This is a genomic window from Microvirga sp. BSC39, assembly GCF_000739015.1.
GTDB lineage: Bacteria > Pseudomonadota > Alphaproteobacteria > Rhizobiales > Beijerinckiaceae > Microvirga.
In genome coordinates, this window is record NZ_JPUG01000062.1 from 276699 (window position 1) to 291154 (window position 14456).

Annotated in this window: 13 protein-coding genes and 1 other RNA gene; 4 read left to right on the forward strand and 10 right to left on the reverse strand. The window is 65.5% G+C overall.

Annotated features, from left to right (window positions below):
• Position 1 precedes the first annotated feature (1 nt).
• From murD to MA07_RS27810, 10 genes are all read right to left on the reverse strand, one after another.
• On the reverse strand, positions 2–1393 hold the full coding sequence (gene murD / locus MA07_RS12495) for a UDP-N-acetylmuramoyl-L-alanine--D-glutamate ligase (protein WP_036350987.1): 1392 nt from the start codon (positions 1391–1393) through the stop codon (positions 2–4).
• Between the two features lie 5 nt (positions 1394–1398).
• On the reverse strand, positions 1399–2484 hold the full coding sequence (gene mraY / locus MA07_RS12500; protein WP_036350988.1) for a phospho-N-acetylmuramoyl-pentapeptide-transferase: 1086 nt from the start codon (positions 2482–2484) through the stop codon (positions 1399–1401).
• Between the two features lie 3 nt (positions 2485–2487).
• A complete protein-coding gene (locus tag MA07_RS12505; RefSeq protein WP_036350989.1) occupies positions 2488–3921 on the reverse strand; it encodes a UDP-N-acetylmuramoylalanyl-D-glutamyl-2,6-diaminopimelate--D-alanyl-D-alanine ligase in 1434 nt (477 codons plus the stop codon).
• Entirely contained in the window at positions 3918–5387 is a 1470-nt protein-coding gene (locus MA07_RS12510) for a UDP-N-acetylmuramoyl-L-alanyl-D-glutamate--2,6-diaminopimelate ligase (RefSeq protein WP_036350992.1), read from the reverse strand. The genes MA07_RS12505 and MA07_RS12510 overlap by 4 nt, the downstream gene beginning before the upstream one ends.
• Positions 5384–7093: a penicillin-binding protein 2 gene (locus tag MA07_RS12515; RefSeq protein ID WP_244445243.1), complete on the reverse strand. Its 1710-nt coding sequence runs from the start codon at positions 7091–7093 to the stop codon at positions 5384–5386. The genes MA07_RS12510 and MA07_RS12515 overlap by 4 nt, the downstream gene beginning before the upstream one ends.
• Before the next feature lie 62 nt (positions 7094–7155).
• On the reverse strand, positions 7156–7551 hold the full coding sequence (locus MA07_RS12520) for a hypothetical protein (RefSeq protein WP_036350996.1): 396 nt from the start codon (positions 7549–7551) through the stop codon (positions 7156–7158).
• Positions 7548–8597, reverse strand: coding sequence for a 16S rRNA (cytosine(1402)-N(4))-methyltransferase RsmH (gene rsmH / locus MA07_RS12525; protein ID WP_052003119.1), 1050 nt, complete (start codon positions 8595–8597; stop codon positions 7548–7550). The genes MA07_RS12520 and rsmH overlap by 4 nt, the downstream gene beginning before the upstream one ends.
• The gene (gene mraZ, locus MA07_RS12530; RefSeq protein WP_036350998.1) at positions 8594–9091 is read right to left on the reverse strand and encodes a division/cell wall cluster transcriptional repressor MraZ; all 498 of its coding nucleotides are present in this window, start codon (positions 9089–9091) and stop codon (positions 8594–8596) included. The genes rsmH and mraZ overlap by 4 nt, the downstream gene beginning before the upstream one ends.
• Positions 9092–9401: 310 nt before the next feature.
• An RNA gene (rnpB, locus tag MA07_RS27830) (RNase P RNA component class A) lies at positions 9402–9793 on the reverse strand.
• Positions 9794–9891: 98 nt separating this feature from the next.
• Positions 9892–10698 (reverse strand): lytic transglycosylase domain-containing protein, encoded by an 807-nt coding sequence (locus MA07_RS27810; protein WP_152568845.1) that lies wholly within the window; start codon positions 10696–10698, stop codon positions 9892–9894.
• Between the two features lie 289 nt (positions 10699–10987).
• Here MA07_RS27810 and MA07_RS12540 point away from each other — a divergent pair, with 289 nt between their 5' ends.
• The 4 genes from MA07_RS12540 to MA07_RS12555 all read left to right on the forward strand — a co-directional run bounded on the left by MA07_RS12540 (position 10988) and on the right by MA07_RS12555 (position 14445).
• The gene (locus MA07_RS12540) at positions 10988–11266 is read left to right on the forward strand and encodes a glycine zipper domain-containing protein (protein ID WP_036351002.1); all 279 of its coding nucleotides are present in this window, start codon (positions 10988–10990) and stop codon (positions 11264–11266) included.
• Between the two features lie 85 nt (positions 11267–11351).
• Positions 11352–12077: a TerB family tellurite resistance protein gene (locus MA07_RS12545; RefSeq protein WP_036351004.1), complete on the forward strand. Its 726-nt coding sequence runs from the start codon at positions 11352–11354 to the stop codon at positions 12075–12077.
• A 4-nt stretch (positions 12078–12081) separates the two neighbouring features.
• Entirely contained in the window at positions 12082–12849 is a 768-nt protein-coding gene (locus MA07_RS12550) for an N-acetylmuramoyl-L-alanine amidase (protein ID WP_036351007.1), read from the forward strand.
• Between the two features lie 81 nt (positions 12850–12930).
• Positions 12931–14445, forward strand: coding sequence for an efflux RND transporter periplasmic adaptor subunit (locus MA07_RS12555; RefSeq protein ID WP_081928937.1), 1515 nt, complete (start codon positions 12931–12933; stop codon positions 14443–14445).
• Positions 14446–14456 lie beyond the last annotated feature (11 nt).

Below are 14456 nucleotides of genomic sequence, written 5' to 3' on the forward strand. Positions count from 1 at the left end.
TTCAAGCCCCCTTGGCTTCGATGCCGGGTAATGCCCGGACCAGATCGCGGAAATGGTTTCCGCGCACTTCGTAATTGGCAAATTGGTCGTAGGACGCGCAGGCCGGCGACAGCAGCACGACGGCGTGAGCGCCCAGCGCCTGTGCATCGGATGCCGCCTGCTCCACGGCCTTGTCGAGGGTGCCGCAATGAACGTGCGGGACTTGCGTGCCAAGCGTTTGGGCAAACTCGTCCGACGCCGCACCGATGAGATAGGCCTTGCGGATCTTCGAGAAGTATTCCTTCAACGGCTCGATGCCGCCTTCCTTCGCCTTGCCGCCGAGGATCCAGAAAATGTCGTCGAAGGACTTGAGCGCCTTCTCGGTGGAATCCGCATTGGTCGCCTTGGAATCGTTGATGAAGAGAGCATCGGCGATGCGGCCGACCTCCTCCATGCGGTGAGGCAGGCCGGGGAAGGTGTGAAGACCGGAGCGGATCTCGTCCGGAGAGACATTCAGCGCCAGGGCAATGGCAACAGCCGCAGCGGCGTTCTGGGCATTGTGGGCGCCGCGCAGCGAGCCGATGCCCGATAGATTGGCCACCGAAGCGGCATCGTCCCCGGTTACGCCGACCAGGGTTTCGCCGTCCGCGAAGACGCCCTTCACGTGTAGCGGCTCGACCGAGACCCGGGCGACGTTCACGCCCCGGGCTTCGCAGCGCTCGGCGATCGCACGGCTCATCGGATCGTCGACGCCGATGACGGCGAGACCTGCCTTCGCCACCAGCCGCTCCTTGATCGCCGCATAAAGCTCCATGGTCCCGTGCCGGTCGATATGATCGGGCGAGAGGTTGAGATGGACGCCGATGGTGGGCGCGAGCGAAGGCGCAAGGTCGATCTGGAACGACGAGCATTCGACGACATGGATGCGTCGGTCGGAGGGCGGCCCCAGCGACAGGATCGCCGTGCCGATGTTGCCGCCCATCTGCACGTTGCGGCCGGCTTCGCGCAGGATATGCGTTATCAGAGCGGTCGTGGTGGACTTGCCGTTGGTGCCGGTGATCGCCACGAAGGGCGCATTCGGGGCGATCTTCGCCCGCTCGCGGCAGAACAGCTCGATATCGCCGATGATCTCGACGCCAGCCTCGCGCGCGAGCTTCGCCGACCAATGCGGCTCGGGATGGGTGAGCGGCACGCCGGGCGAGAGGATGAAGGACGAAAACTGCGACCAATCCGCGTCGCGCAGGTCGGCGGCCTCGATGCCCTTGGCACCAGCTTCCGCCATCTTGGCCGGATTGTCGTCGCAGGCGATCACCCGAGCCCCGCCCTCCTTGAGGGCAAGCGCTGTCGCCAGCCCCGAGCCGCCGAGGCCGAAGAGCGCGACCGTTTTGCCTTGAAAGGAGGTGACGGGGGTCATGCGTCTTACCGGAGTTTCAGGGTGGCGAGGCCGGTGAGCGCCAGCACGACGGCGATGATCCAGAAGCGGATCACCACCTGCGGTTCGGTCCAGCCCAGCTGCTCGAAGTGATGGTGGATCGGCGCCATCTTGAAGACGCGCTTGCCGGTGAGCTTGAAGGACGTCACCTGGATGATGACCGACAGGATCTCCAGCACGAACAGGCCGCCCACGATGGCGAGCACAATCTCGTGCTTGGCCGCAACCGCAATGGCGCCGAGCATGCCGCCGAGGGCGAGCGAACCCGTGTCGCCCATGAAGATCTGCGCCGGGGGCGCATTGAACCAGAGGAACCCGAGGCCTGCGCCGATGAGCGCGCCGCAGAGCACGGCGAGCTCGCCGGTGCCGGGCACGAAGTGGATCTGCAGGTAATTGGAGAACACCGCGTTACCGGCGAGATAGGCGATGAAGCCGAAGGTGCCGGCTGCGATCATCACCGGCACGATGGCCAATCCGTCGAGACCGTCGGTGATGTTCACCGCGTTGCCGGCGCCGACGATCACGAAACCGGCGAAGATCACGTAGAACCAGCCGAGATTGATGATCAGGTCCTTCGAGAACGGCAGCGCCAGCTTGTTCGCCAATCCCGGCGTGGCCATGTAGGAGATCGCCAGGCAGGCCAGAACCGCGATGATCGCCTCGATGGTCAGACGGGAGCGGCCGGAAAAGCCCTTGTGCGACTGCTTCGTCACCTTCAGGTAGTCGTCATAGAAGCCGATGGCGCCGAAACCCACGGTGACGAACAGCACGACCCACACATAATGGTTCTCGAGGTTCGCCCAGAGCAGGGTCGAGACCAGGACGCCGGCAAGGATCATCAGGCCGCCCATGGTCGGCGTGCCGCGCTTCGTCAGCAGATGCGATTGCGGTCCGTCCTCGCGGATCGGCTGTCCCTTGCCCTGGCGCACGCGCAGGAGCGAGATGATCGCCGGACCGAACAGGAACACGAACAGCATGCCGGTCGCCGTCGCGCCTCCGGTGCGGAACGTGATGTAGCGGAAGATGTTGAGGGGGCTGAAATAGGGGCTGAGCTCAGCCAACCAGGTTAACATCGATCATCCTTTCAGCGCGTGGGCCGTTGCGCTCGCGCCGTAACGTTCTTTCAAAGCTTTGACAACCAGGGCCATCTTCATGCTGAGCGAACCCTTGACGGTGACCGCGTCGCCGGGGCGAACCGCCGCGCACACCGCATCGACCAGATCGGCGGAGGTTTGCGTGTGAGCGGCCACCATGGCTTTCGGCAGCGCATCCACGAGGTTCTGCATCAGGGCGCCGGCGGCAAAGACCTGGTCGATACCGTTTGCCTGAACCGCCTCCGCCAGTTCCGCGTGAAGCCGGGGCCCTGTCTCGCCCAGTTCCTTCATGTCGCCCAGGACGGCAATCCGCCGCGCCCCGCGCCCGAGTTCCACCGCGCCGAGATTGGCCAGCGCCGCGCGCATGGAGGCCGGATTGGCGTTGTAGCTCTCGTCGATCAGCAGAGCCTCGCCCTCCCCGACGCTCAGCATCGTGCGCTCGCCGCGCCCGACCGGGGGCTTCAGCTCGGCGAAGGAGAGCGCCACCAGGGCGATATCTGCCCCGAGGGCATGCGAGGCTGCAAGCACGCTCAGGGAATTGAGCGCGTGGTGGCGGCCCGCCGTGCCGATCCTGTAGGTGAGCGGCTGGCCGAAGATCGTGGCGTCGACCACCGAATGATCGGGTTTCACGATGATGCGGTTCGCGCGAATATCCGCTGCCTCATGCTCCCCGAAGGTGATGACGCGGCCTGCCGCGGAGGCAAGGGCGTGAGCACGCATGCGCTCGAAATAGGCGTTGTCGCGGTTGATGACCGCCGTGCCGCCGGGTTCCAGGCCTGAAAAGATCTCGCCCTTGGCGTCGGCGATGCCCCAAAGCGAGGGGAAGAACTCGATGTGGACCGGCTCGACCGTGGTGATCACCGCCACATGCGGGCGCACCATGCCGGTGAGCGGCAGGATCTCGTGGGCATGGTTCATGCCGATCTCGAACACACCGAATTCGGTTTCGCGCGGCATGCGCGCGAGCGTGAGCGGCACGCCCCAATGGTTGTTGTAGGAGGCGACCGACGCGTGGGCTGCGCCCTGGCGTGACAGCGCAAGGCGCATGGCCTCCTTGGTGCCGGTCTTGCCGACGGAGCCGGTGACGGCGACGATCCTGGCCTTCGTGCGGGCGCGGGCCGCGCGGCCGAGCTGGCGCATGGCCTCGAGCACGTCGGGCACCACGATCAGCCTGTCGGAGCCTGCGAATTCAGGAGCCTTTTCCTCGGACACGATGGCGGCCGATGCGCCCTTCTCCAGGGCAGCCGACACGAAATCGTGGCCGTCATGCACGTCGCCCTTGATGGCGAAGTAGAGATCGCCGGGCTCGAGCGTGCGCGTGTCGATGGACGCACCCGTCGCCTGCGTAAAGCCGCTGCCGATGCGGGCACCGGTGGCGGCTGCAATCTCGTCTCGTGTCCAAAGGGGCGAATTCATCCCTGCCTCGCTGCAATGGCCGCCCGGACCTCATCGTGGTCCGAGAACGGCAGGGTCCGGTCGCCGATGATTTGGCCCGTTTCATGACCTTTGCCGGCCACGACCAGAATATCGCCCCGGCGAAGCTCATTCACTGCGGTGCGGATGGCCTCGGCGCGGTCGCCGATCTCCCGGGCGCGGGGAGCGCCCTTCATGACCTCGGCCCGGATGGCGGACGGATCCTCGGAGCGGGGATTATCATCCGTGACGATGACCACGTCGGCCTTGTCGCTGGCGATGCGGCCCATGAGCGGGCGCTTGCCCTGATCCCTGTCGCCACCGCAGCCGACGATGCAGAACAGCTTTCCCGTCACGAACGGGCGCAGGGCATCGAGCACGTGGGCGAGCGCGTCGGGCTTGTGAGCGTAATCGACGATGCAGATGGCGCCATCCACATCGCCCACCTGCTCCAGGCGACCGCGCACGCCCTTCAGCCCCTTGAACCCTTCGAACACCTCGGCCGCCCGGCCCTCGCCCTCCACGGCCAGCACGAGGCCCGCGGCGACGAGCGCGTTCTCGACCTGGAAGGCCCCGAGAAGCGGAAGGGTTGTCTGGAAGGTTTTTCCGAAAGCCTCGACGGTCAGGGCTTGGGTGAAGCCCTCCGCGCGGGCCTCGACGAGACGAATGGTCTCGCCCATGCTGCCGGTGGTGATGACCTTGAGTCCGCGATTACGCACACCATGCAGGAACACATCCGCATAGGGGCCGTCCGCATTGATGATCGCGGGCGCATCCTGCGGCAGAAGCGTGTCGAAGAGGCGAAGCTTTGCCGCCGCATAGGCTTCCGTCGTGGTATGATAATCGAGGTGATCGCGGCCGAGATTGGTGAAGCCTGCCGCGTGCAGGCGCACCCCGTCGAGACGGCGCTGGTCGATCCCGTGCGAGGACGCTTCCATAGCAAGGCGCGTAACACCGTCATTGGCCAGACGATCGAAGCTCTCATGCAGGGAGATCGGATCGGGTGTGGTGAGCGAGCCATAGGCTGCGCCATCGGACGTGATGATGCCGAGCGTGCCGACGCTGGCGGACTTGTAGCCCAGATGCGCGAAGAGCTGGCGGATGAAATCGGCCACCGAGCTCTTGCCGCTCGTGCCCGTGACGGCGACCACCTTCTCGGGCTGTTTGGGGTAAAAGCGTGCGGCAGCAAGTGCGAGTGTCCGGCGCACATCCTTCACCTGAACATAAGCAACGGAGTCCGGCAGATCGGATGGACGCACCGCCTCGCCGACGATGGCGACAGCACCGGCAGCGGCTGCCTGCGGCACGAAGCTCATGCCGTCCACTTTCGTGCCGGGAACGGCGAAGAACAGGGTGCTGGGCTCCACCTTGCGGCTGTCGGAGGCGATCTTCGAGACGGAAAGAGACGCCTGAGCGTCACCTGCCGCGAGTTCAATAAGATCGCCGAGATTCATAGTCCGTGCGTTCATCGGTTGCTGCCCCAGGCGCCGAGGCGCGACATGAGCGGGAACGGCTGAGCTGGCGGCTCGAAGCGCGGCGGCACGCCGAGCAGCGGCGCGATGCGCTCGATGATGTTGCCCGTCACGGGAGCGGCGTTCCAGCCTGCGGTCGAGAAGCCATAGGTGCCTTCCACCGCCTGCGGCTCGTCCATGATGGTGAGAAACACGTATTTCGGCTTGTCGGAGGGCACCACGGCCGTGAAGGTGGTGAAGTTCTTGTTCTTGGCGTAGCGGCCGTTGATCACCTTCTCGGCGGTGCCGGTCTTGCCGCCGACGAAGAAGCCGGCGATCGAGGCGTTGCCGGCGGAGCCTTCCGGCGTCGAGGCGTTGAGGCGCATCACATAGCGCATCGCCTCGCTCGTCTCGGGCTTGAGCACCTGCAGGGCGTTCTGGCGCGCTTCTTCCTGGGTGCGCTTCAGGAAGGTCGGCTTGATCATGACGCCGCCGTTCACCAGCGCGCCCACGGCCGAGAGCGCCTGGAGCGGCGCGACCGCGAGACCGTGGCCGAAGGCGATCGTCATGGTGTTGAGCTCGCCCCAGCGCGGTGGGACGATCGGCAGGGCGCTTTCCGGCAGCTCCGTCTCGAGACGGGTCAGCTGGCCCATCTTGCGCAGGAAGGCCTTGTGGCCCTCGACGCCGATGCCGAGCGCCATGCGGGCGGTGCCGATGTTCGACGAATGCACGAACACTTCCGGCGTGGAGAGAACGCGCCGGGTCGGGTGATAGTCGCCGATGGTGAAGCGGCCGTAGCGCAGGCCGGAACGTGCGTCGAAGGTCGAGTTGATGTTGTACTTGCCGGAATCGAGCGCCATGGCGACGGTGAGCGCCTTGAAGGTCGAGCCCATCTCGAACACGCCGACATTGATGCGGTTGATCCGGTCCTTGTCGAGGGCATCGACCGGGTTGTTGGGATCATAGTCGGGCAGCGACACGAGGGCGATGATCTCGCCCGTGTTCACGTCCAGGATTGCGCCTGCCGTGGCCTTGGCCTTGAACTTCGCCATGCCTTTGGCAAGCTCGTCGCGCAGGGCGTGCTGCACGCGCAGATCGAGGGAGAGCTGAATAGGCTTCAGGTCGGCGGCCGAGATGTTGAAGCCCGCGCCGTTGAGGTCCTGCAGGCCCATGCTGTCGATGTATTTCTCGATGCCGGCGATGCCGACATTGTCCACGTTGGCGAAGCCGAGCACGTGAGCGGCGGCCTCCGCGTTGGGGTAGACGCGCTTGTTCTCAGGGAGAAAGCCGATGCCGGGAATGCCCAGGCGATGCACCTCCGCCTGCTGACGCGGCGTGATCTCGCGCTTGACCCACACGAAGCCTTTCTTCGTGCCGAGCTTGTTGCGCAGGTCCGTGGCGTCGAGGTCGGGCAGCACGGCGGTCAGCAGCTCCACCGCCTCGTCCTTGTCGACGATGTTGCGCGGCTCGGCGAAGACCGACACCATCTTCACGTCGGTGGCGAGGATCTCGCCGTTGCGGTCGACGATGTCGGGGCGCGCGGCGGAGATTTCGGAGGACGCCGCGCGGCGTACTTCGCTGGTGTTCTCGCTGGTGAGCGCGAGATGCACGAGACGTCCGCCGATCAGGCTGAACAGGCCGACGAAGCACACGGCCGCAAGGCCCACGCGCGACGTGCTCTTGTCATGGCGCAGACGAAACAGCTCGCGGGCGTGACCGAGCACGCCGCGTTTTGCGGGAAGGCTCTGACCGTGCCATTCGGTTTGGGGCTCTTGCGACACGAGGCTCACCGTTTCGGAGTTTGAGTCGTCGGGGTGCGGGCGTCCGAATTCCTGTCCTTCGGCGTCGAGGTCGGCTCGAGCAACCCGAGCGCTTCGAGCTTGCGGCCGATCTCGTCCTCGCGAGAGGGCCGGTTCGGCAGGTCGGACAGACGCGCAAGCTGCTGGATCTTCAGCGCCTGCAGATCGAGGTGCTTGTCGGCGGCCTCCTGGAGGCGGTCCGGACGGTCGAGATATTGCCACTCGGCCTGCAGAACCGCGATGGCTTCGCGCTCGCGGCCGACCTGCGACTTCAGCTTCGCCACCTGCTCCACATAGTAGAGGGTCTCGTATTTGACCGAGTAGGCGTAGCCCGCCGATGCGATGAGGGCGGAGATCGCAATGATATGGAGCAGTCGGATCACCGGCGCCCTCCCTTTTTCTCGGCTGTCTGCGGCAGCTCGGCCAGCATGGTGATGGCGCTCAGGGGCTCCTGCGGCGGCGTGTCGGTGCGAGAGCCCGCGCGCAGCTTCGCCGAACGCGCCCGCGGATTGCGCGCCATCTCCTGCTCGCTCGGAGCGATGGGACCGCGCGTGATCGCATCGAAAGTGGCCTCGGGTGCTGCTGCCGTCGGCAGATGGCGCGAGCCTGTCGGCGCGCGCCCGGTCCGCACCGAGAAGAACTGCTTCACGATGCGGTCTTCCAATGAGTGGAACGTGACGACCACGAGCCGTCCGCCGGGCTTGAGAATCCGTTCGGCCGCGTGCAAGGCGCGCACCAGTTCACCGAGTTCGTCGTTGACCGCGATGCGCAGGCCCTGGAACACGCGCGTGGCCGGGTGAATGCCGCCGGGCTCCTGCCGAATCAGCGAAGCCACGAGATCGGCGAGCTGCCGCGTGGTCTCGAAGGGCTGGCGGCGCCGCGCTTCGATGACCGCACGCGCGACGGCGCGGGCACGCCGCTCCTCGCCGTAATGATAGAAGATGTCGGCGAGCTCGGCCTCGGACGCCTCGTTCACGAGGTCCGCCGCGCTCGGACCGCTCTGCTCCATGCGCATGTCGAGCGGGCCTTCATTGCGGAACGAGAAGCCGCGCTCGGCCTGATCGAGCTGCATGGACGACACGCCGATATCGAGCACGACGCCGTCGACGCTCTCGAACCCCTGCGCGCGTGCGATCTCGTCGAGGTCGCCGAAGCGTCCCGGCAGGAGCATCAGACGTTTCTTGAATTTGACGCTAAGCGCCTCACCGCCGGCAATCGCATCGGGATCGCGGTCGATGGCGATCACCCTGTTCTGCGGATGAGCATCGAGAATGGCGCGCGTGTAACCGCCCGCGCCGAATGTGCCGTCGATGAAAACGCCTCCACGCGTTGCATCGAGCGTCGTGCCAACCTCGGCCAGGAGGACAGGAACGTGACGGGACGGTCCGCCAGCGGCTCCGGCTCCTGGGCCGTCGCCGCGTCCCATCATCGCTCCCGTACTCCTGGTGAGGTGTTCTGCACTAACCTTGGCTCCACAACCCGGTTGCCCAACGCTTTCTTCAGGTCTCGGACCTTCGTGCGCGCCTCCTCCAAGTGCGCACGGAAACGCTCGGGTTCCCAAATCTGGAACTTGTGACCAAGTCCGACGAACGTCACCGTATCGCCGATCCCGGCATGCACTTTTACTGTCTCCGTCAGGATGACACGCCCCTCCGGATCGACCTTCAGAATCTCGCTGGTCCCGAACAATGCCGTCGACAGCTGATCCCGTTCGTCCGAATAGGGCGACAGCGTCGACAAGAACGCATCGATCTCGTTCAGAAGCACGTTGCCGCCTGCGTCCAGCGCCGGCGCATCGAGCGCCGGATGTACGTAGAGCCCCTCGAATCCATCCCGGGCCAGCACGGCCCTGAAGGATGCGGGGATCGAGACGCGACCCTTCGAATCCAACTTGTTGGTGAAATTGGACACGAAGCGGTTCATTGGCCGCAGCTCGCACGCTCCTGATTGTCAGCCCCCAGGCGGATCTTGAGGATCCGCCACCCGTTCTCGGTGGTGACGCGACTTTCAAAAGCAGACCGCCAGCATTTCTTGTGTGCTTGACGCCCTCTTCGGAAGACACCGTCGACGGGATGGTTTGGGATAACATGGGATAATATGGTCGTCAACGGAACGGAGAGGGAGCGCAGGCCTTGTGGCATGCGACCCCCATGAGACGCATTTACGGTTAATGAATCGTAAGCGGAGCAAAGGTTTGCTCCGCTTTGTCGCAGAATGTGGCCTGTGGAAAGATGGGGTCAGCCGGCCTGTAAGCCGGGTTCTGTAGGGCCCAAAGTCTAAGACTTCGGACGTGGCGACCATTCCTCTGGGACGATCATTGCTGACCGCCTCTAGCAACCAACCCGGACGACCAGCCTGGAAGCAGGCCTGGCGCGAGCGCCTGTCGTCCCTATTCGGTTTTGCTCCTGGTGGGGTTTACCATGCCGTCCGCATTGCTGCGTCCGCGGTGCGCTCTTACCGCACCCTTTCACCCTGACCCTGGGGTCCGAAGACCTTGCAGGGCGGTCTGCTTTCTGTGGCACTTTCCCTAGGGTTACCCCCGCCGGACGTTATCCGGCACCTTGCTTCCATGGAGCCCGGACTTTCCTCCCCGAGCGAACTCGAAGCGGCCGCCCAGCCGGCTGACGGTGGGATGTGGTGCCAAAAGGGGCTTGACGTCAAGGGCGAAGAGCTGAGCATCGGATCGACCCCAAAAGTGAAGATCCACTTTTGGGTCCGATGCTCTAATCGGCCGCTGCCGTGATGACCTTCACCTTGGCGCAATAGGCCCGGGAGGCAGCCGTCATGGTCTGCGTGCGGTGGCCGAACTGGTAGCGCAGGATCGTGCCGCAGGTATCGCCGCCCGCGAGCTTGTAGGCAGTGGCCAGGTACTTGAGGCCATAACGGAGATTCGTTTCCGCATCGAGAAGTCCGGCGGCATTGCCCTGATAGCCCAGCGACTGCGCCGTGCGCACATTGATCTGGGTGAGGCCCATGTTCGGACCGTTCCGGGCGCCGGCATTGTAGCGGCTCTCGAGCCGGACCACGGCATCGGCCAGTTCGTAGGGCACTCCGTTCTCGGAGGCGTAGCGGGCGATGAGAGGCTTGAGCGCAACGGCGCGCGTTGCATCGGACGTGCGGGCTTTCGACCCCGTGCCGATCAGCGACACGGGAAGAGACGTGGGAAGGGACGCGGTCTGCTGATCCGCCTCCTCCGGCGCGGCCGTCGCTTTCGCAACCGGCTTGGGCTGCGCCTCTTCCGCCTTGTCCACCTGAGGCTTCGCGGGCTTGGAGGCGACGGTTTCCTTCAGCTTCTTCTTGCCTGCAGCCTTGGCGTCCGGCTCCGGCGCCTCCCCGGCAGACGCTGCGGCCGCTTCTTCCTCAGCGAAGGCCGCCGATTCAGCCGCCGCGGCGCCAAGGAACTGCTCGGCCTGGTCGGGGGAGATGGGGGCGTTCTCGCCTCCGCTCGCCCGGGCCTGCGATGCCACCGCAAGGGCGGCCGCGCCCAAACCTGCAATCGCCAGCGTTCTGAGGAAGTGTTGCCAAGTCAAACCGAAACTCCAGCTGGCGATAATCATGAGGGGGCGCTGGGTGACGGCGAAATGAGGCGAAGATGTGGCGCCTCAGGGCACGATTATGTTCAGAATTGGTTCAAGCTTGACCGTATTGTCTTCGTGGTGCTTGGGCCCTACAACGGGATTCTAGCCTCAAGACGGCTCTGAATCCTGCCCTCTTCCGCGTGTTTGGAGGAACTCTTTCTCCGCACAGGAGTTGGCGACAGCGTAAGGTCAAGCTAATTACCGCCGGGCCAAGGGCCCGCTCAACAACAGGGAAGCCTCCATGAAGAAGATCATGACAGCCATTGCCGCCGGTGCCCTCACCCTCTCGATGGCAGCCTGCAATACTCCTGGTGAGCGTGCAGTCGGCGGCGCAGCCATCGGCGGCCTCGCTGGTGCGGCCATCGGCGGCGCAGCAACCGGCTCGGCAAGTGGCGCTCTGGCCGGTGCGGCCATCGGCGGCGCAGGCGGCGCGATCGTGGGCGCCTCGACGGCTCCGCGCGGCCCGGCCTGCCCCTATGGCACCTACCAGGACGTCTACGGCAACGTGTACTGCCGCTAATCTCGCGAGAGAGCGAATTTCAGGGGCCGAGGCGTTCTCGGCCCCTTTTCTTTTGCCCGCACTTGAGCGTACCACTGGTCTCAAGATGATTCAGTCGATTTGGGGTAAGCTCGGAGGCGCCGGCATAGGCCTCGCGTTTGGCGGGCCGATAGGCGCTCTCCTGGGCGGGGTCGCCGGCCATGTTCTGGTCGATCGCGAAGGCGCTTTGTTCGGAAAGCCGCCGCGCGACGTCATGTTCACTATGGGCCTCGTGGCGCTCGCGGCCAAGATGGCGAAGGCTGACGGCGTGGTGGTCGATGTTGAGGTCCGGGCCTTCAAGCAGATCGTCGAGGTGCCGGACAGCGAGCACGACAAGGTGGAGCGCCTGTTCAACCTCGCCATGCAGACCTCGGACGGGTTCGAGGCCTACGCCCGGCAGATCCACGAGGAGTTCAAGGAGGAGCCTGCGCTTCTCGAGGACGTGATCGACGGCCTGTTCCACATCGCCAAGGCGGACGAGGCCGTGCACGAGGCCGAATATGCCTACCTCAAGGACGTGGCGACGATCTTCGCCTTCTCGGACGTGGATTTCGAACGCATCGCCGCGCGCCATGTGAAGCGCAAGGACGATCCTTATTTTATTCTCAAGGCCGACAGGAGCATGAGCGACGAGGAGCTCAAGCGCCACTACCGCAAGCTCGTCGCCGACAACCACCCGGACCGGGAGATCGCCCGCGGCCTGCCGCCGGAGGCCGTGAAGATCGCCACCGAGCGGCTTGCCACCATCAACGCGGCCTGGGAACGCATCGCCGCCGAGCGGAATCTCAGGTAGCCGCATGAGCACGCTGACACCGGAGAGCCCGCTGGCCGCCAAGGTGTTTCCATCCCCCAACCACGGGGAGCGCAAGGACGGCCGGCGCCCCAGCATGCTCATCCTGCACTACACTGGCATGCCCGACGAGGGCGAAGCGCTGCAGTGGCTGTGCAATCCGGTCTCGCAGGTCTCCGCCCATTACTTCGTGTTCGGCGACGGGCGCGTGCTGCAGCTGGTGCCGGAAGCGCGGCGGGCCTGGCATGCGGGCCTCTCCTCCTGGGACGGGGAGACCGACATCAACTCCAGCTCCATCGGCATCGAGATCGCCAATCCCGGCCATCCCGGCGGCCTGCCGCCCTTCCCCGATGGGCAGATCGAGAGCGTGGCGGCCCTGGCGAAGGACATCGTCACCCGCTGGCGCATACCGTCCACCCGGGTGCTCGCCCATTCGGATGTGGCGCCCGGCCGCAAGGTCGACCCCGGCGAACTCTTTCCCTGGAAGACCCTGCACGCGGCTGGTGTCGGCCACTGGGTCCCACCGGCTGCGATGAGCGACGGACGGTTCTTCTCGCGCGGTGACCAGGGCATGCCCATCGAGGCCCTGCAGGCCATGCTCGTGATGTACGGCTACGGTCTGAAGATCAACGGCGTCTTCGATGAGGACACCGAGAAGGTCGTGAGCGCCTTCCAGCGCCATTTCCGGCCCGAGCGCGTGGACGGCGTCGCGGATGCCTCCACCATCATGACCCTGCGCAACCTGATCGCAGCGCGGCCGCAGGCCGGCACATGACAAAGAGTTAACTCGCAACACTATAGGAAATCGGCCACAATCGCCCCGCATGAATGATCATGTCTTGCTGAGGGTTGTCGGGTGCGTCGCGTCTGGTTGTGGCTGATCGTCGTTGTTCTGGTGGCAGGAAGCGCTGGCTTCGTGCTGTGGAAGCCGACGGGCGGCAACGCCTCGGATCAAGCCTACCGCCTCGGCTCCGTCGATCGCGGGTCGATCACCGCGAGCGTGCGCGCCACGGGGACGCTCAACCCGGTGACAACGGTGCTCGTTGGCTCGCAACTGTCCGGCCAAGTTGTCGAGATCCTGGCCGACTACAACACGCCCGTGAAGGAAGGCCAGGTGGTGGCCCGCCTTTATGCGGAGCAGATCAAGTCGCGCCGGGATGCGGCCCTGGCGGATCTCGCCCAGGCGAAGGCCGATCTCGACACGAAGCGTGCCCAGATCGACAAGGCCCGCTCGGCGCTTCAGCGTGCCGAGGCGCAGGCCGCCGACCTTCGGGCGCAGCGTGAACGCACTCAGGCCCAGCTGGAGGAAGCCCGGCGCGGGAGCGAGCGGCAGACGCAGCTCAACACGCGCGCGGTGGGAACGCAGACGGCCCTGGAGCAGGCGCGCACGCAGGTGGACATCCAGACCGCGAACCTCGCTTCGGCCGACGCGCAGATTGCGTCCAACCAAGCGGAGACGCTCGGGCTGAAAGCCGATCTGGCCCTGGCGGAAGCGAATGTGAAATCCGCCGAGGCGATCATCCTGCAGCGGCAGGCAAAGCTGCGGGACATCGAGATCGATCTTGGACGCACGGAGATCAAGTCGCCGGTCGATGGCGTGGTGGTGAAGCGCGAAGTGGAGCTCGGCCAGACGGTCGCCGCGTCGCTCTCCTCGCCGACCCTGTTCACCGTCGCGCAGGACCTGAGCGAGATCGACATCTACGCCAATATCGACGAGGCGGATGTGGGCCGCCTCAAGGAAGGGCAGAAGGTCTCCTTCACGGTCAACGCCTATCCGAACCGCACCTTCGACGGCCGGGTGCGCATGGTGCGTCTCGCCGCGCAGACGGTGCAGAACGTGGTCACCTACACGGCGGTCATCAGCGTGCGCAACCAGGACCAGGCGCTGCTGCCCGGCATGACGGCCAACCTCCAGATCATCACCGACGAGCGCGAGGACGTGCTGCGCATTCCGAATGCGGCATTGCGCTTCCGGCCCGCCATCACGATGGCAGCCACCGAGGCACGGGACGGCACGCCGGATGAGCAGACGCCAGGACGTCGGCCTCGCTCTCAGGATGCGCAGGCTGGCAACGGCGAAGGAAGAGGCGCGGCGCCGCATGGCCAGGGACCGCGGCGGCGCCCCCGTGGCGAACAGGCCGGGTCCATTGAGGACGAAGGCACCCGGGCGCGCATCTACCGTGTCGGGCCTGACGGCAATCCCCAGCCCCTGCCCGTTCGGCTTGGCGTGACGGATGGAGCCTACACGGAGATCCTTCGCGGCGATCTGCAGGAAGGCGCTGCCGTCATTGTCGGTGCGCCGCGCGCCGATGCGGCGAATGACACGAACGGCGCCACCAACCGCCGCCCGCGTCCGCCGCGGATGTTCTAGGAACGCGCCCC